Raw genomic sequence first — 18,233 nt, forward strand, 5'->3', positions numbered from 1 at the left:
TGAATGCCGGCCTGGCATTCACCTGTTTGCTTCATTGATTACCCAAAAAACGTCGCTTTGATTTCCTGGTGTTGTTCCGGGCGCAGGCGGGGGCCGTATTGGGCTACAACCTGAGCGGCGGCGTAGCTGGCAAATTCACCGGCGGTTTTGAAATCGTGGCCGTGGGTGATGGCGTAAAGGAAGGCACCGGCAAACATATCGCCAGCGCCGTTGGTGTCAACGGCTTTAACCCTGGTACCGGCGATGCTGATCAGTTGTTCGCCATCAAATACTTTGGCGCCTTCGGCGCCGCAGGTAATGGCAAAGGTTTTGCTGATTTTTTTCAGCGCTTCAATTGCATCGTCCAGTGTGTGGGTTTGGGTAAAGCCCAGTGCTTCATCGCTGTTACAGAACAGCAGGTCTACACCGTCGCCCAGCATTTTCACCAGACCATCGCGGAAAAATTGCACCATCGCCGGGTCAGACAGGCTCAGTGCGGTGCGCACCTTGCTGCGCTCTGCGGTTTCGCGCAGGGCGATGGCGGCGGCACTGCCGGTGGGTGAAGTGACCTGATAGCCTTCTATATAAACGTATTCGGCATTGGCAGCAGCTTCCGGGCTGACTTCGTTAACTGACAGGGTTTCACTGATGCCCAAAAAGGTGTTCATGGAACGCTCGGCGTCCGGGGTGATCATAACCAGACATTTTCCGGTAATACCTTTGGGTAATGATGCCTGAGCCGGATAGTCAACATTGGCGGCTTTCAGCCCGTCCAGAAACAGATGGCCGTTTTCGTCATCGGCAACTTTGCAGGAGTAAAAATTCCGGCAGCCGAAGTAACCGGCGGCGATAATGGTATTGGCACCGGAGCCGCCACTGGCGCGCTGTGCGGCAATTTGGTGTTGCTCCAGATATTGAATCAGCTGGCTTTGGCGAGGTTCATCCACCAGTGTCATCACACCCTTGGCGACCGCCATGGCAGTAAGGTCCGCGTCGGTTACGGTAATTTCTGTATCGACCAGGGCGGCGCCTATGCCGTAAATGTGATGCGTGCTCATGGGAGTCCTTTAACCGGCTGGCCGGTGCTGAAGCGTTGGAAGGAGTGCGATCTGTGTCGCAAAGGGAGGGCATTATGCAAAATAAGTCACGGTGAATAAAGCGCGCCTCGATAAACCGCGCCAGTGTCAGTACACTAGGCCGTTATTTTTCTTTTACCCCTATTTGACCTGAGTACCGATGACCAAACGCCGCTCGCTAAAACGCCCTGCCAAAAAATCCAGCGTTAAAACGCCCCGTCACGGCTGGGCGCTGGTACGCCTGATCGCTTTTTATGCGGTATTGCTGGTGGTGGCTTTGCTGGCGATCTGGACCTTCTTTCTCGATATTCAGGTTCGTGAAAAGTTCGACGGTAAAAAATGGGCGCTGCCAGCGCGCGTTTATGCCCAGCCGCTTGAGTTGTATGAAGGCTTGTCGCTAACACCGGCGCTGCTGGAGCAGGAGCTGAATACGCTGGGCTACCGGGCGGTTTCCAATGTGTCTGCTGCCGGCCAATTCAGCAAGCGCGTATTGAGTACGCGTGATGCCAGCTACCAGATTCACAGCCGCGGCTTCGATTTCTGGGACAAGCGCGATGAGCCTACCCGCTTCAACGTGGTTATCGCTGAAAACACCGTAACCCGCCTTAACGACATCGCCGGGGCACAAATCCCCTTGCAGCGCCTTGAGCCGGAAGAAATCGGCGGGATTTATCCGGCCAATGTGCAGGACCGGGTGCTGGTCAAGCTGAATGATTTGCCACCGCTACTGGGTGAAACCCTGCTGGCGGTGGAAGACAAAAACTTCCTCGATCACCACGGCGTATCGCCGCTCTCTATTTTGCGTGCCGCCTGGGTGAACGTGCGCGAAGGCGATGTCGTGCAGGGCGGTAGTACGCTGACCCAGCAGCTGGTGAAGAATTTCTACCTCACCCGCGAGCGACATCTGCGCCGCAAGGTGCAGGAAGCCATTATGTCGGTATTGCTGGAAGTGCATTACAGCAAGTCGGAAATTCTCGAAACTTACATTAATGAAGTGTTTCTCGGGCAGAGCGGCGTGCGCGCTATCCATGGTTTCGGCCTGGCATCGCACCATTATTTCCGCCAGCCGCTGCGCGAACTGGAGCCGAAGAAAATTGCCCTGCTGATTGGTCTGGTAAAAGGCCCGTCCTACTTTAACCCCTGGCGTTCTCCCGAGCGGGCCAAATCGCGCCGCGACGTGGTGCTGGGGGTAATGTATCAGGAGCATTTGATTGATGAAGAAACTTACCAGCAGGCGCTCAAGTCGCCGCTCGGTATTGTAGAAGACACCAACACCAGCCTGGTCAGCTACCCGGCATTTGTGGATCTGGTAAAACGCCAGCTGCAACAGGATTACCAGGAAGAAGATCTGCGCAGCGAAGGTTTGCGCATCTTCACCAGCCTTTCTCCGGGCGTGCAGCGTCAGGCTGAAAAAGCACTGGCCGAAGGCGTAAAAACCTTGCAAGAGCGCCACAACACCAAAGAGCTGCAGGGCGGCATCGTGGTTACCTCGGTGGGCAGCGGCGAAGTGCTGGCGATGGTTGGCAACAAGCAGCCGCGCTTTGAAGGCTTTAACCGGGCGCTGGATGCGCGTCGCCCGATCGGTTCGCTGGTCAAGCCGTTTGTCTACCTCACCGCGCTTGAGCAACCGCAGCGTTACAACCTTGGCTCCATCATCAGCGATGAACCCATCAGCATGAAAGCGGGTGATGGTCAGCAGTGGGAGCCGCGCAACTTTGACCGCATCAGCCACGGCGATGTACCGCTCTGGCTGGCACTGGCAAAATCGTACAACCAGGCCACCGCGCGTCTCGGTATGGATGTGGGCTTGAAAAACGTAGCAGCAACCATCAACGCCGCCGGTTATGAAGGCCGTGTACCGGCGGTGCCAGCGCTTACGCTGGGTTCACTGGATATGACGCCATTTGAAGTGGCGGGTATTTATCACACCCTGGCGGCAGAAGGTGTGTACACGCCTTTACGCGCCATTCGCGAAGTGCTGACCGCAACCGGCGAGCCTTTGCGTCGATACCCGCTACAATTGCAACAGAGGCTATCGCCGCAAGCGGCCTTCCAAACCCAGTACGCCATGCAAATGGTAATGAAAGAAGGCACTGGTCGCAGTGTCATGAATCGCCTGCCTGCGTCGCTGACCCTGGCGGGTAAAACCGGCACCACCAACGATCAGCGCGATAGCTGGTTTGCCGGTTTCAGTGGCGAACATCTGGCAACTGTATGGCTGGGTCGTGACGATAACGGCGCCACGCCGTTGACCGGTTCCAGCGGCGCCTTGCAGGTGTGGGCCGAATTTATGCGCACCCTGCCAACGCAAAGTGTGAATGATTTCCCGCCGGACGGTGTCAGCTTCGAGTGGTTTGATAACACCTCGGGTAATCTGGGTAGCGAACTTTGCCCGGATGTAACGCGCCTGCCGGTGCGTGAAGAATATCGCCCGCAGCACACCGTCAGTTGTCAGTCAGACAGCAACGGTGATGGCAAGCGCTGGTGGCAGCGCGGTTGGGATTAGTAATAACCTGTTCGTTGAACCGTTTTTAAGGAGTTTACGTGATAAAGCAAGTTCTGATTCATTCGTGTCTGGCGGCTGCACTGCTCATCAGCGGCTGCGCCTCCACGGTAAACCATGAATCACCCACCGTAAGAGATCGTAGCTCACCCGGCACAACGCCGCCGGTGCTGGTAGAAGAGCGCGCGCCGGACGAAATCATTATTCCGCCAGAGCAACCGCCGGAAGTGGTTCAGCCACAACAACCTCTGATTAACCCGGCCGTGAGTAGCCTGATCAACCAGTCGCGCGCGCAGTACAACGCCCGTAACTACCCGGCGGCCATTGCCTCGGCCGAGCGCGGTTTACGCATTGATCGTCGTACGCCGGAGTTGTATCTGGTACTGGCGCAAAGTTATCTGCAACAATCCAACGCTGGCCAGGCCAAGCAGTTTGTGCAGCAGGGCTTGCGTTTCGCCCAGCCAGGCTCATCGGTTGCCGAGTCTCTCAATCGCGTGCAAGAGATACTGCAAGGCGGCGACTTCTAATTATTTAAACAATGGCAGAGCGGTTTAAAAACCGAATGCCATCAGCAGGCCGGCCAGCGCTAACAGGCTGCCGGTTACCCGATTAAACCCGCGCTGATGTCGCGGGTTTTTTATCCACCGCATAATAGTGCTGCCACTGCTGGCGTAGATCAGCATCCACGCCAGATCAATAACCAGAAACACCGGCACCAGAATAAAATACTGTGGCAACAATGCCTGCTCCGGGCGCAAAAACTGCGGGAAGAGTGCGCCGAAGTACAGCAAACCTTTCGGGTTACTCAGCGCGATAACAAACGCCTGCCACCACAACCGCTTCGCACTTAACGCATCCATCTTCTCTGTCTGAATCGTCTCCGGCTGTCGGAGAAATGCCTGTATCCCAAGCCAGATCAGCCAGGCCGCGCCGCACCACTGCAACGCTTGAAAAAGCCAGGGGTGCTGTTTCAATAGCAAGCTGGCACCGATGGCCGATAAACCAATCAATAACAGATTGCCCGCAGACGCACCCGCCATGGCAAACAGGGTTCTCGCTACACCGACCTGGCCGCCATACGTCATGCACGCCAACATAACGGGGCCGGGACTGAGAGAAACGAAAAAAGTCAGGGTAATGAAAAGCGTCAGGTGTTCAACAGACATGGCGATAAGCAGACGGTGGGGGAAAGAAGCAGTGTAAACCAAAAGAGACGGCGGCTTTTAATTTAAAACTTTGTTTTTACTGGTGATAAAAATCCGCGAAAAAACGTGAAGTTCGGCAATAAAACACCTCATTATTTAAAGCAGTTGCAATTGTATGACTGTTTATTGCTAAACAGTTTAAAAACTGAACAGAAGTTGCTGGCAAAAAAAATTGGCTGAACAATAATCAATTTACTGGAAACTAAATGCGAGGTGGGATCTTCCCGAATTGCCCTTAGAGGCCAGTCAGCGCTCCTTTTTGTTATCTTTCCTGATTTGCCAGCAACTCTGCGGAGATTGTTGGCTTTTTTATAGAAAAAAATAAGCACCGGAACTTTACACGGAAAATCTCGCCGCTATAATGCGCGGGTCTGTTACGCAATCGTAACCGGCGTGTCGGAGTGTAGCGCAGCCCGGTAGCGCACCTCGTTCGGGACGAGGGGGTCGGAGGTTCGAATCCTCTCACTCCGACCAGAATCTGAAAAGCCCCTGCATTGCAAAGTGCAGGGGCTTTTTGCGTTTTGGATACTGAAAAACGGTAGTTACCCTTGCTAACAAGCAACCTGCAATGGGTTTGGCTGGTTGGTTGTCAGAAGTATTTCCCCGGTTCGTTAAAAGATTATTGGCCGCAAGAACCTTCCAGGAACTAGCCGCAATTCTGTCCCGTCTTTGTCGGGGCGATATCTTGAAACAACGTCCGCTTTACTCCACTATGCTTCGTTCTTGCCTGCAGGGAAATCAACGGAGGAAGAGGTGATGGATATGCTCATAGAAACATTACCCGGTGCAAAAGCCGGTTGCTGTAACAGGGCGGCAGATAAATGAATTGGGACAATTTGAGGGATGCGGAGGGAGAAAGAAATGCTAAAGAGCGTGCTGGTAGAAACAGCAAGCTGTTAACCACTATCATCACTGCCGTTGTATTGAATGGTCTTTTGCTGATATTTACCTACCCTTTCTTTAAAGATGCGCTCTTAAAAAATTCCGCAGAAAAACCGGTGCAGGCTGAGAAAAAAATGCACCAGCCATCAGTGGTCATTGAAGATGAAATCAATCAGTCAGTTAAATATGAAGAAAAATTCGATCAACCTCCGATAATTACAGAAGCGCAAGCAGTTCAAGCGAGTCAGGTTCAGCGCGAAGAAAAATCAATAAAGATAGAGCGAAGGTCACTGAGAGAGTGTATGAAGCCAGGTAACCTGATTGATAACGATGTGCTCAAGTGTGCCGAAGGGTTAATAGAGAAAAGTTGGTAATCCGGGTTTTATAGACGTTGATGCCGGGCAAGCCTTGAAGAATGATTCTGGCAATGCGTAGATAAAATAAGCGTGACGTGTTCGATGCAAGATATAAAATATCCTGAAAAATTTAAGTGTTTTATCCTTTTAAAAGTTGTAAGCAGTTTTTTTTCGTGCCGCGTTAATTCCTCTCTAATTAATCTGCATTGAGTAGTAGTGATTTCTTTCATGCGTGATTGAAACAGACCTGCCGCATAAATGGTGTATTTTGTTTTTTTAATTTATTCTCTAAATGCAAATAAGAGTGCCATCTTAATAATTTTCTGTGACCTATTCGCATCATTTTTCTGATTTTCTATATCGAATAAAAATAATTTCGGCATTAGCTATTAAACCGCCAGTAGCAATCAATATTTTCTGTTTTACGTTTTTTGAGGCTTTATGCTACCCTGTAGCTAAAACGTATTAGCAAAATAACAAGAAAACCGCAAATCAACCATTTGCATTCTTTATTCAGTCATAAGGATTTTTCATTCAGGAAGAGTGATCGTTAATCATCTCTTAAAATTTCTTTTCAGCATCTCTGGCATGTTGCGGCTTTGTATTGCTTTTTGTAATGCAAGGGAAGCATCAACGCTGCCCGGGAGGAGATGTTTTATCTAAAAAACGGAGGGTTTTAAAAAGCAGGCGGGCAGCACGAAGGATAACGTGAAAATAATGCGATGAGGATAGAAAGATGCATAATAAAAAATTCAACCAAAATCTGTTGTTCCTGGGGGTTGTTGCGGCCATTGCAGCCGGTTCCCATTCCGTAATGGCTCAACAAGCTGTTGAGGAAGAAATTATTGTTAGCGGCAGTTACCGCGAAAGTCTGGCGCAGGCGCTGGATATCAAGCGTAATAGCACCACGCAGGTTGACGCGATTGTGGCGGAAGATATTGGTAAATTTCCCGATATGAACCTCGCCGAATCCATGCAGCGTATTGCCGGTGTGTCGATTGATCGCGAGGGAGGCGAGGGTCGGCAAATCTCTATTCGTGGTTTAGGTTCCGATTTTACCCGGGTGCGCGTGAATGGTTTGGAGGCGCTGTCTACCGCCGGGCAAGGTTCCAATGGGCCCAACCGCAGCCGTGGTTTTGACTTTAATACTTTTGCCTCTGAATTATTCAGCCAGGTAAAAGTGAACAAAACCCAGTCGGCACAACTGGACGAAGGTTCGTTGGGCTCCACGGTTGACTTGCGCGGATCGCGTCCCTTTGATTTTGATGGCTTTCAAATTTCCGGCAGTGCACAGGGCGGTTATAACGAGCTGAGCGAAAGTTACAATCCGCGGTTTTCCGGTTTGGTCAGTAACCAGACTGAAGATGGTCGCTTTGGTGCCTTGTTGTCTGTGTCTTACAGTGAGCGGGAAATTCTCGAAGAAGGGTTTAATCCGGTTCGCTTTGATTGGGGTAATGGCTTCGGTACCAGCAGTAACGCCAACGCCGGCCGACCGGTTACGGCAACCGCCAACCCCAACAATATGTACGGTTTTTGTAGCCCGCGAGGATACGATCCGCAAACCCCGCGTAACCCTATCGATAACGAACTGGGTAGCAATGCCAACCTGAACCGCAATAATGGTTACGGCAGTTTTGGCATTGATGAAAATCATTGTGCAACCGGTTTGCCGCGCCCGGAGAATACCCCGGAAAACATTGCTGCTTATGAAACGGCTACCGAATCCTGGCATCCGCGTTACCCTGGGTTGCGCCGTCAGGCGCATGATTTGAGTCGCCTCGGTGTAACCACGTCATTCCAGTTCCGGCCAACTGATAGCACCTTGTTCAATTTCGATGTGTTGTATTCCAACTACGAAAAAAATCAGCGTGAAGATACGCTGGGCGTGAATTTGCACCGTACTGCCAACCTCGGTGGTAAAAGTGAAATTATTATTCGCCAGGCGGAAAAAGATTCGCTCAATCGTTTGACCTATGCGGTGATGGATAATGTCGACTTCCGTACCGAGTCGGCAATGTTTAAAGAAGAAACCGAGTTTGCTCAATACAGCCTGAACGTTGAACATCATTTTAACGATCAGTTGCGGCTGGACGCGATTATCGGTACCTCGGAAGCCAATTATGCGCGCCCGATTAACTCGCTGATCACGCTGGATAACACCAACCTGAACGGTTTTATCTGGGATGCGCGGCAAAGTTTTAAAACGCCGACGATGATTTTTCCCTTCGACCTGAACGATAGCAACAGTTGGGAATGGCGCGGTTATGGTGTGGTACCTGCCAACGCCAATGGTTCCGCGCGCGGTTCAAATATCAGCGAAGTCCGTTTGAACCCGATGTATGTGGATAACCAGTTTGATACTTTCAAAGTCGATTTGGCGTATGACCTGAATGACGCGGTGCAAGTGAGTGGCGGCATCAGCTTCAAGGATTACACCATGACCTCGCGCGAGTATCGCCACATCAGTATGGGCTTGTTGCCACAAGCGCTGCCGAGCGGTGTCAGCGTTGGCGATATCAGCCAACAACTTACCGGTTACGGTAAAGGCATTGATGGCGCGGTTGATTCCTGGCTGGTGCCAGACTTTAACAGCGTTGCCGAGTTGTTGGGCATTTATAACAATGCCGATAACGGGCAGCCGGGTGGCAACTACACCCTGGCCGGCGTAGGGCATTACGGTTCATCCGGGAATAACTACACGGTCAATGAAGAAACCCTGGGCGCGTATTTTCAGGCAGATTTCCGCAGCAGTTTTCTTGATCGGGATTTGCGCACCAACGTGGGCGTGCGTTATGCCAAAACGGATATCACCTCCAAAGGCTATGTTCCCTGTGCTGGCATAAGAGCCGTACCGGCAACCGATACCACACCGGCAATTCCTGCTATTCCGGCGGGCGATAGTCAGTGTGACGGCAGCGAAACTTTCTACGGTGTTGGCAGCGCTACGGCGATGCCGGGCGACCGCCATTATCTGCCGATTCAGGCAACCAACGGTTACGATGATTGGCTCCCCTCTATCAACCTCGCCTGGGATGCAACGGACGATGTTATTTTGCGTTTCAGTGCGGCAAAAACCATGGCGCGGCCTAACCTGAACCATTTGTCACCCACCATTAGTGGTGCGCCGGGCAGTTACAATAATGAGGATGCGCTCTACAGTATCAACGCCGGTAATCCGAAAGTTGATCCTTACCGTGCAGACACTTATGACTTCAGTGCCGAGTGGTATTTTTCGGAAGGTGCTTTGTTGTCTGCGGCCTATTTCTACAAAGATATCAAAAGCTATATTCAACGCGTGCGCCAGGTGCAAACCTGGGATGAAACCGGTTGGCCGGTGGGGTTATTACCGGAAGGTTTTAACGGTAATGAAAGCTTCAGTGTGCAGAGTTACTACAACACGCCGGGCGGCCCGCTAAAAGGTTTTGAGTTAACCTATCAGCAGCCTTTTACTTTCTTGCCCGGTTTTTGGCAGCATTTTGGTTTCCAGGCCAACTACACCCATGTTGAGTCAAAACTGCAATATGTTGAAAGCAGTTCGGTTAGCAGTAGCACGCGCGAAGTGACCACGGTGTATAAAGAAAATGACCTCATTAACATGTCGCCAAATTCTTATAACGCCACCTTGTACTTTGACAACGGCAAGTTCAGTGCCCGTATCTCTACCTCTCACCGCGATCAGTACCTGACCAATATTCTGGTGCCGGAGCTGGGGTACGATCTGGACGGCCGCGAAGTTTATACGCCGGACGTGCAGGGTAAATACGCTACAACCAACTACGATTTCAATATGTCGTACCGTTTTACCAAACAGCTGACGCTTTCATTTGAAGCCATCAACCTGACAGATGCCTTCGATGATCGTTTTGCCGGTTCCGATGTGCAGACGCCGTTGAAGTACTCTCATACCGGGCGCCAGTATTATTTGGGCGCACGTTACAAGTACTAAAAAATAGCCAGGGAAACCCGGCTACGGCTCCTTAAAAGCCTCAAGCTGGCACAAAGCAAGTTTGGCGTTAGGCAGTTTGTTCCAAAACTGTCGAGTCAGGGATGACTCGTCAGAGCCACATGGAGGTGTTCATGCGCTTTTGGAACAAACTGCCTAATGACAAACGGGCAGAGTGGCACCGTTGCTTAATTTAAAAACAGTAGAGATTGCTAAATACTTTTGAAAGGGAAGCCCATTTTTTTAGCCTCTTTTTTGTAATAAAAAATTCACGAACTTAAAACAATAATTTCATATTAAAGCCCGATTCATGTTTTATCCCGCCCTGATTTAAAACTGTCATTAAAACTTAATGAAGCATCGCAATAATGCGCGCCAGGTCAAACGGCCATTGTTATTGCGTATCCGGTTTCTACGGTTAATGATCAGCGAATCGCTGGTTTTTAGCTGGTAGACGAGTGATCCCGCCTTTCTAAAACCTTTGATGTATAAGGTCTTCGTTGTGAAAATTAATCATTGCAATCCAATCCCGACATCGCGTGGTGTCTTAAGCAAAACCATTCACTCCATTATTGCAGGAAGCATGTTGTCAGCAGTGGCGGTTACCGCCGTTGCACAGGGATCGGATGATGCGAATTTGATTGAAGAAGTGATGGTGACCGGCAGTTACGCCAAAAGTCTTGAACAGGCGGTAGATATTAAACGCAGTTCGGTGGGTTTCTCCGATTCGATTGTTGCTACCGACATTGCCGATTTTCCGGAGCAAAACCTCGCTGAAGCATTGCAACGTATGCCCGGTGTTACCATTGAGCGTAACCGTGGCCTGGGTAGCAAAGTGAATGTGCGCAGTTTGCCGAGTGAGTTTACCCATGTGTCTATCAACGGGCTTGCCACCGCATCCGGCAGCGGTGGCCGTGAAGTAGAGTTTGATATTTTTGCTTCGGAAATTATTCAAAGTGTCACCGTGCAAAAATCGCCCACCGCAGCTGACGAAGAAGGCGGTATTGCCGGTTCAGTGCTGATTTCTACCGGCCGGCCGTTTGATTACAACGAACCGAAATTTGTGTTGTCTGCGGAAGGCGCCCACAATTCTATCTCTGAAGAGATAGACCCGAAAATTTCCCTGCTGGCGAGTAATACCTTCGGTGATTGGGGCGTGCTGGCTTCTTTCTCCAAAGCGCAGCGTACCAACCGCACCGATGCCAATTCGGGTATTAACTTCCGCCCGCTTTCGCGCTGGACAGAAAAAACCGGTTCATCCAAATGGCAAGCGGATCAAACTCTGGAGGTGCTTGAGCGCGATACCGGTGTGGTTATTACCGACCCGTTTGATTCCGAACAAACCAACCGCGTGGTTTTTCTCGACAAGGTGGGCAACCGCAGTTATTTGAACGATCAGGACAAATGGGGCGGCACCTTGTCGCTGCAATATCAGCCGAGTGACACGTTCACTCTGTCATTTGATGCGATGCTGGGTGGTTACGACAACACCGAAGACGAATACGATGCAGCGGCTTATACCGCGTCCAGTATCAGTGCGCTGGAGCGCGTTCATGCTTACGACAGCACCACACTGGCGGATTACGGCGTTGTGGTATTGCGCGATGTGTCCTACGCGAATACCCAGCATGAATTTTTGAGCAAGGAAAACGTTCATAAAACGGATTACACCCAATACAGTTTTGATATGGATTGGGAAGTTGCCGGTTGGCAAGTCAAAGGTTTGGTGGGTTATTCCGGTGTTGAAAAATTGTCAGACACCAGCAACCTGAAGCACGTAGCTTATGGCCCGTCGCGTTCACGTTATGCCGGTAAAGGCGGCGAGACTATTCTCAGTGATAATCCGGGCAGTTTCGATATGTACAACTCGCCGGGTAAATACCTGTTCGATTCCTACGAAGTGAATCTGGAATCTATTGAGGATGACAAGTACGCGGCACAACTGGATTTTATCCGCCCGATGTTCCTCGATTCATTCCCGGCATTGGCACAAATTCAATGGGGTGCACGTTATACCGATAAATCCAAGAAGCGCGATCGCGGTACCGAGTTTGTGTATGGCCCGTCAGCCGGTGACACTTCCTGGCGCAACAAGCGCACCCTGCAAGACAGCAAGTTAAACTCTATTTCCGGTCTGGTGCCTGGCGGCAGCTTTCTGTCTGATGTATCCAATTCGCCGCAGTGGGCGCAAGTAGATAACGGCTATGCTCGCAGTCATTTCCGTTACGATGGTTTTAACGTTGATTATCAGGAAAGCGAATACTACCGCGTTGATGAAGAAGTATTGAGCTTCTATGCGATGGTGGATTTCAAATTTGATGTTGGCAATTTACCCACCACCATCAATGCCGGTGTTCGTTCGGTAGATACCACTGTTGAGTCTTACGGTTATCATCAGGTGCAAAACAACGATGGTTCTACCGGTTACACGCCTGCGCCCATCTCCAAACAAGGTCAGTACCGCGACACTCTGCCCAGCCTCAACCTGAGCATGGAGCTGACTGACAATGTTATGTTACGTGCTGCCGCCTCGGAAACATTAATTCGCCCGGCACTGGGTGATATTGCTTACAAGCGCACGGTGAGCGTCAGTGAATTCAAATACCGTGATGGCAACCCGGATTTGAAACCTACTTATGCCGATCAGTGGGAAATCGGTCTGGAATGGTATCTGGAGCAGGGCGGCTTGTTAGCGGTTTCCTGGTTTGAAAAAGAAATCGAAGGTGTAGTGCGCGAATCACTGACCGGCGTAGTAAAAGATGTAACCAAGTATAACGCCAACGGTACGATTGATGGCATTTACGATTTCGATGTTTATCAAAAAGTAAACGCTGAAGGTTCTTACGATGTCTCCGGTGTGGAATTTATTGCGCAGTTCCCTTTAAGTATGTTCCACCCGGCGCTGGAAGGTTTCGGCATCAATGCCAACCTGACCTTGCTGGATAACTCATTGACCGGTGATTCAGATTTGGGTATTCCAACCCCGCCAGCGGGTTTAACGGATAAAACCTGGAACCTGACCGCTTTCTACGAAAACGATGTGTTTGATGCGCGTATTTCCTACAACTACAAAGACAAATATGTTGAGTATATTGAGCGTGACATGTTTCCGGTGTATCGCGATGACTACGGTCAGTTGGATATGGCAATCGGTTATCATGTTACGGACAATATTAAAGTGGTGCTGGATGTTATTAACCTGACCGACGAAGCAACCTCTGCTTACACGATTGATCCGTCATTCCCGACCATGTATGAAATGTCGGGCCGTCGTATCAGTCTGGGTGTAAGAGCTGATTTTTAATTTGTAATTTATTAGCGCCCCGCCTGTTGGTGGGGCTTTTTTTTGCATGTAGTATTTGTATTTCTTAAAAAGTTAGAGGCCACTGCATGAATGTCATGGTTCGGATAGCGCTTTGCACTATAGCGGTGCTTCCTGTTTTTTTAGTTGTCGGTTGTGCACCATCAGAACCCCCTGTAGCCAAAGTACAGCAGATTGCTTTTATGCCGGATATTCACTTTCACGATATTTATGCGGAATTTGAAGATAACTCTTTTCAGGGATTGGAGAATACTATCTCCGGTCAGCGGGCAACTATTCGTACCATGCAGGCACAACTGCAATCTACGCGATTATTTAACGAAAATTATTTCGCACTGATCGCCGCGCTGGATGATGTGGTTCGGCGTGGTATTACGCTGGTTGCCTTGCCGGGTGATTTCAGCGATGACGGCCAACCGATTCATTTACGCGGCTTGCAAAAAATTCTTGCGCATTACCAAAGCGCACACGGCCTGCAATTTTTTGCCGCGCCGGGTAATCATGACCCGGTTAAACCTTTTGATAGTGCCGCCGGTAAAGCCGATTTTGCCGGTGAGGGTGGTTTTGATCAGCGTATTTTCAGCCGGGGAGCCGCCGAATGCGCAGATTATGACGGCGAGTGGGCAAGTATTGATGCCGGTTACGCGCTGAACACGATTTGTACCGAAGAAATTCGCCAGCTCGGTTATCAGGGTGTGATGGACTTGTTGTCCGATTTCGGCTTTTATCCGAAAGCAGAATATCTTTATTGGGAAACGCCTTACAGCAGTTATCTGAACCAACCATCAAGCGCTTACCACTTATCCATTGCCGAGGCCGAAGCTGATTATTCGAAGCGCTTGTACGAAATTTGTCTGGAAGGCACGGGTGGCAAGTATAAAAAAGAAAATTACACACATTGTTCTTTGGTAGCCGATGCCAGTTATCTGGTCGAGCCTGTTGCCGGTGTCTGGCTGTTAGCGATTGATGCCAATGTGTATGTGCCGGATGCTCAGCAACCCGACGGCGGCTACCATGGTTCAAGCAGTGCCGGTTATAACCGCATGGTAACGCACAAGGCGCATGTTATTGAATGGATCGCCGATGTGGTCGCGCGAGCCAGCCAGCACAATAAACAACTGATTGCTTTCAGTCATTTTCCGATGACTGATTTTTACGACGGCCAATCGGAAGCTATTGCTGAAGCGTTTGGAGAAACTGCCTTTCAATTACAGCGCAAGCCGGAAAAACATGTCAGCCAGGTGCTGGCCGATACCGGGCTCAAGTTGCATATCGGTGGGCATATGCACTTTAACGATACCGGGATGATTAAAGGCACCCGGGGCAATATTCTTTTTAATATCCAGGCGCCGTCACTGGCTGCTTATTTACCCGCTTACAAAATTGTCACTCTTTCCGACAGCAAAAAACTGACGGTAGAAACCGTGGTGCTGGATGATGTGCCGCGCTTCTCCGAGCTGTTTGAACACTACCGGGTGGAGCACCAGCGTTTGCATCAGCAGCAGGCGACCACTCTATGGGACCGCAATGTGCTGGCAGCCAAAAGTTATCGGGAATTTACTCAATGGCATATTCGCGAACTTGTTCGCCACCGTTTTTTGCCGGGTGAGTGGACTGATGAGATGCAAACCTTGTTATTCAATTTGAAGGGCGATGAGTTGCTGCAATTGTCACAACTGTCTCCGGCACCCGATTGGTCGGCATTCGACAATCAGCAATGGACGGACTTGAAAGCGGGTGCAAGCTGGCAGGCTGCGGCAGAAAAAGCCGCCCGGTTACTGTCGCAAAACCCGTGGTCGATGGACGATTTTTCGCAGTGGAGTGCGTTTGATCTGGCGGTCGATTTTTATAAAATTCGCAATGCCGGTGACCTCGCCCTCGCCGATATCGGCAAGGCGCGCATGGCGCAATATAAATTACTCGGCGGCGCTATGCAGCAGCAAGCGGTGCAACAACCGGACGCTGGCCCGATTGTGCAGATATCCCGTGTGCTGAGTGTATTGCAGGGGCTGAGTGAAGGATTGCCCAATGACCGTTTTGTGATTGATCTGGAAAAAGGAACGCTGGCGGTGCACTAGTCAGGCGCTCATCGCTGCAAGCCCTGGCAGAGATGAGTTTTTAAACCTGACGATTTGCAAAAAAGTGGCTGGCGGCGGGTTTAACGGGTGGATGGCAAACCTTCGTAAGCTTCACGCACCACGGCATCACCATAAAGTCGTTCCAGCCGCCGCACAATGAAGTGGCCGCGCGCCATGTCCTGAAAGTGATCAATAAACATAGTGTTGATTACCGCACCGCCTGCGGCGCCGATGACCGGTAGCGATTGGGCGGCAAATTTTTCCGATACCTGGATACCAAAACGGCTGGCGATGGCTTCGACCAGCCGCAAAATCGCTGGCGTGGCATCTTTTGACACGCCGTGCAGGGCAATAAATTCGGTGGCATCGGTCAGCGATTTGGCCAGCAAGGTACGCACCGCAAAATAACCTGACTCGGCACCATCATCGCTGGCGCTTTTTCCGCCCAGTGCAAAAACCTCCAGGCAAGCGAGTTTCCCTTCGGCATTACTGAGCGACTCGCCTTCGCTGCGAGCGATATCAGCGATGGAGCGCAACATAATCACCGTCGATACCGGCAGCTCAACCGCCAGCCCCGGTAGCCCGAAAAAACCGCCCGCGCCGCCAGAGAGTGCTGCGCCCAACTTGTGCCAGGTGCGCGACGCTTCTACACCGGGGCTGTCTTGCAGGGTCAACATCGCCAGGTCGGCGGCTTTCATCAGCGCGTTGCGGGTAACCTGGTGCAGTTTCTGGCTGACTTGCGCCGGTAGTAGCTCCAGGCCTTTTTCGATGGGCGAACCCAGCAAATGGGTCAGGCGAGCTGCCAGACCGGGGTTTTCGAGCAGTATTTTGGCTGTGCCCAATTGTTGCAGATCGGTTTCAACCAGCATGATATTGCGATCTCCAGTGACAGGATGCCCCATTATTAATGCTCTTTCAGTGCCATGGTGTAATAACGCCCGTGTCGATCTTCCCCTTCGCCGGTAATGGCCCAGCCGCGCTGCCGGTAGAACTCTACGGCGCGCTGGTTATCAATGAGGCATTTGAGATGGGCAGGGCGCCCCAGCCGCTCAAGGCTGGCGTTAAGCAAGGCAGAACCAACGCCACGGCCACTGGAGTCTGGGTCTACATAAAGATGGTGTATGACGTCGCCGGACGGGTTCAGTGCGATAAAGCCGACCGGCAGGGTATTAATGGTCGCCACCAGCAAGTCTTCGTCTTGCGTGTCCTTGTCAAAATCTTCCTCGTTCAGGTCAGTTCGGCTCACCCAGGGCAGCGCTTGCAGGCGGGCGGCGAGGTAGATGTTTCTTAAACCGTGGCGGTCACTATCGGTAAACGGGCGTATATCAAACATGCAAACGTCCTCATTCTTATGAAGTCAGCGCTGCAGGGCAGGCGGGTGCCCGGACAGCGGCAGGTTTACGGTGACTGGGTGATGTTTTTTTAAAGGCTTTGCAGGAGTATAGCGCGAACCCAACCGGCGGGCGTAGCGGCGGCCGGTTTTGTGAACCCTTCAAGGCAAGCGGCGCGTTGCAAGGAGGCGCGGGTGTAGCACCCGAAGCAAGCGTGTACTGCTCCGGGGATTACACCCGCGCGCTGCATCCGGGTGGGTGGTGCGGTGGGCTGGTTACTTAAAACGCGGTAACGTCAGAGCGGGAGACATCGCAGCCGGTGGTGTTCCAGGCTTCGCCGAGGCGCTGCGCGGAGGCTCCTTCGGATTTTTCAAAACCTTGCCATTCGGCGCAAACTTCCTGTTGGCCCGGCTGGTAGTTTTTAATGGAGAGGTTGCGCACTTTTGCTACGTCACCGTAGTTAACGTTGGGAGCAACAATTTCTTCCTTCAACACGCCTTCAATGCGTACGCCATCAATAATCAGTTTTTTATTGCCACCGTTATTGTCGCAATTGCCGCAGGCGCGCAACATTTTGGCGTTGCTTCCTTTCATGGTGAAGCCACCGGTTACGATGAAGGTGGTGTCCGGTGCATTGTGTTGAAAAACCTTGCCGCCGTTTTTATCCCACGACCAGCCGCCGATCACAGTCATGGTGCTGCCCGGGGTAGACTTTTGCGTTGCTGCGTCTTCGCAAATATCTTCCCACACAATATTTTCCAGCACGCAATCGCCTTTGGTGCACCAGATGCCGTCAGAACCGCCATCGGCCGCAATACGCAAATTTTTCACCGTGGCATTTTCCAGAGAAATAACCGGTGGCATAAATTCGCCGCCTTCGCAGGCGAGGCCGATGCGTGCACCGCCACAGTCCACGGTTTCGTTGCTGAAGGTTGAACCGGCAATACAGCGCGGGTTGGGGGTCAGTTCGGCTACCGGGCTGCCGTCACAGTTCACTACCTTGACATCCTTGCCGCTTACGCTGAGTGAGTCAATATGTGGCAAGCCCTCATCGCTGCTGGCAGTCAGGGTGATTTCGGTAATGCCGCTGGCGAGTTGCAATTGCACGGTAGCATTTTGCCAATGGTCTGCGGCGCCGGTGGCCGGGAATTTCACATGAGCCGCATTGTTCTGATTGATACGGACTTGTGCCGCCGGTTGTTGTTTTTCTGAAGCGTAACGCCACTCAAGCGTGTAAGTATCGGCTTCCAGCACGTGCACCTTCCAAACAATGCTGCTGCCGCTACGGCGCTCAACAACGGCGTAACCACTTGCTTCATAACCCTTGATGCTGTTATCGACCGAACCGTCGATATGGCAAAAGCCCTGGTAATTTTCTTCCAGGGTGATGCGTTTTTTGTTAGCCGTTTCGGTACCGGTTGAGGTGGCCGCGAGGGTAATTGCTGCCAGACCGAGGCACAGGTTTATTAACATCTTCATTGAATTTCTCTCAACATTATTATTAGTGGTTTTTACTGTTCGTTTTCAAGCATTGTGCATTGGTAAGAATTATTCAGGT

The 18,233-nt window shown here is 51.2% G+C and carries 11 protein-coding genes and 1 tRNA gene; 7 read left to right on the forward strand and 5 right to left on the reverse strand.

What is annotated here, in order from left to right; all coding sequences use genetic code 11:
• Nucleotides 1-38: 38 nt before the first annotated feature.
• Complete coding sequence (locus C4F51_RS03920) at nucleotides 39-1,037, reverse strand: adenosine kinase (protein WP_193907340.1); 999 nt, start codon at nucleotides 1,035-1,037, stop codon at nucleotides 39-41.
• 178 nt (nucleotides 1,038-1,215) lie between these two features.
• Between C4F51_RS03920 and mrcB the strand changes: the two genes are divergently transcribed.
• Entirely contained in the window at nucleotides 1,216-3,561 is a 2,346-nt protein-coding gene (gene mrcB / locus C4F51_RS03925; RefSeq protein ID WP_193907342.1) for a penicillin-binding protein 1B, read from the forward strand.
• A gap of 38 nt (nucleotides 3,562-3,599) precedes the next feature.
• Nucleotides 3,600-4,085, forward strand: coding sequence for a tetratricopeptide repeat protein (locus tag C4F51_RS03930; protein ID WP_193907345.1), 486 nt, complete (start codon nucleotides 3,600-3,602; stop codon nucleotides 4,083-4,085).
• 24 nt (nucleotides 4,086-4,109) lie between these two features.
• On the opposite strand, the gene C4F51_RS03935 is transcribed toward C4F51_RS03930, so the two are convergent.
• Complete coding sequence (locus C4F51_RS03935) at nucleotides 4,110-4,724, reverse strand: LysE family translocator (protein ID WP_193907346.1); 615 nt, start codon at nucleotides 4,722-4,724, stop codon at nucleotides 4,110-4,112.
• Nucleotides 4,725-5,160: 436 nt separating this feature from the next.
• Here C4F51_RS03935 and C4F51_RS03940 point away from each other — a divergent pair.
• The 5 genes from C4F51_RS03940 (at nucleotide 5,161) to C4F51_RS03960 (ending at nucleotide 15,344) form a co-directional block, all read left to right on the forward strand.
• A tRNA-Pro gene (locus C4F51_RS03940) sits at nucleotides 5,161-5,237 on the forward strand.
• A 347-nt stretch (nucleotides 5,238-5,584) separates the two neighbouring features.
• Nucleotides 5,585-6,019 carry a hypothetical protein gene (locus C4F51_RS03945; RefSeq protein WP_193907347.1) on the forward strand — a complete coding sequence of 145 codons (435 nt, stop codon included), beginning with the start codon at nucleotides 5,585-5,587 and terminating at the stop codon, nucleotides 6,017-6,019.
• 718 nt (nucleotides 6,020-6,737) lie between these two features.
• Complete coding sequence (locus tag C4F51_RS03950; protein ID WP_193907348.1) at nucleotides 6,738-9,947, forward strand: TonB-dependent receptor; 3,210 nt, start codon at nucleotides 6,738-6,740, stop codon at nucleotides 9,945-9,947.
• Between the two features lie 499 nt (nucleotides 9,948-10,446).
• Nucleotides 10,447-13,248, forward strand: a complete 2,802-nt coding sequence (locus C4F51_RS03955; RefSeq protein WP_328701305.1) for a TonB-dependent receptor — start codon at nucleotides 10,447-10,449, stop codon at nucleotides 13,246-13,248.
• Between the two features lie 200 nt (nucleotides 13,249-13,448).
• The gene (locus C4F51_RS03960) at nucleotides 13,449-15,344 is read left to right on the forward strand and encodes a metallophosphoesterase family protein (RefSeq protein WP_202987607.1); all 1,896 of its coding nucleotides are present in this window, start codon (nucleotides 13,449-13,451) and stop codon (nucleotides 15,342-15,344) included.
• 80 nt (nucleotides 15,345-15,424) lie between these two features.
• Here C4F51_RS03960 and C4F51_RS03965 read toward each other — a convergent pair whose 3' ends face one another.
• The 3 genes from C4F51_RS03965 to C4F51_RS03975 form a co-directional block, all read right to left on the reverse strand.
• On the reverse strand, nucleotides 15,425-16,213 hold the full coding sequence (locus tag C4F51_RS03965; protein ID WP_193907350.1) for an EcsC family protein: 789 nt from the start codon (nucleotides 16,211-16,213) through the stop codon (nucleotides 15,425-15,427).
• A 35-nt stretch (nucleotides 16,214-16,248) separates the two neighbouring features.
• The gene (locus tag C4F51_RS03970; RefSeq protein ID WP_193907351.1) at nucleotides 16,249-16,677 is read right to left on the reverse strand and encodes a GNAT family N-acetyltransferase; all 429 of its coding nucleotides are present in this window, start codon (nucleotides 16,675-16,677) and stop codon (nucleotides 16,249-16,251) included.
• 277 nt (nucleotides 16,678-16,954) lie between these two features.
• Entirely contained in the window at nucleotides 16,955-18,154 is a 1,200-nt protein-coding gene (locus C4F51_RS03975) for a pectate lyase (RefSeq protein ID WP_193907352.1), read from the reverse strand.
• Nucleotides 18,155-18,233: the final 79 nt, after the last annotated feature.

This window comes from Cellvibrio polysaccharolyticus (genome assembly GCF_015182315.1).
GTDB classification, from domain to species: domain Bacteria; phylum Pseudomonadota; class Gammaproteobacteria; order Pseudomonadales; family Cellvibrionaceae; genus Cellvibrio; species Cellvibrio polysaccharolyticus.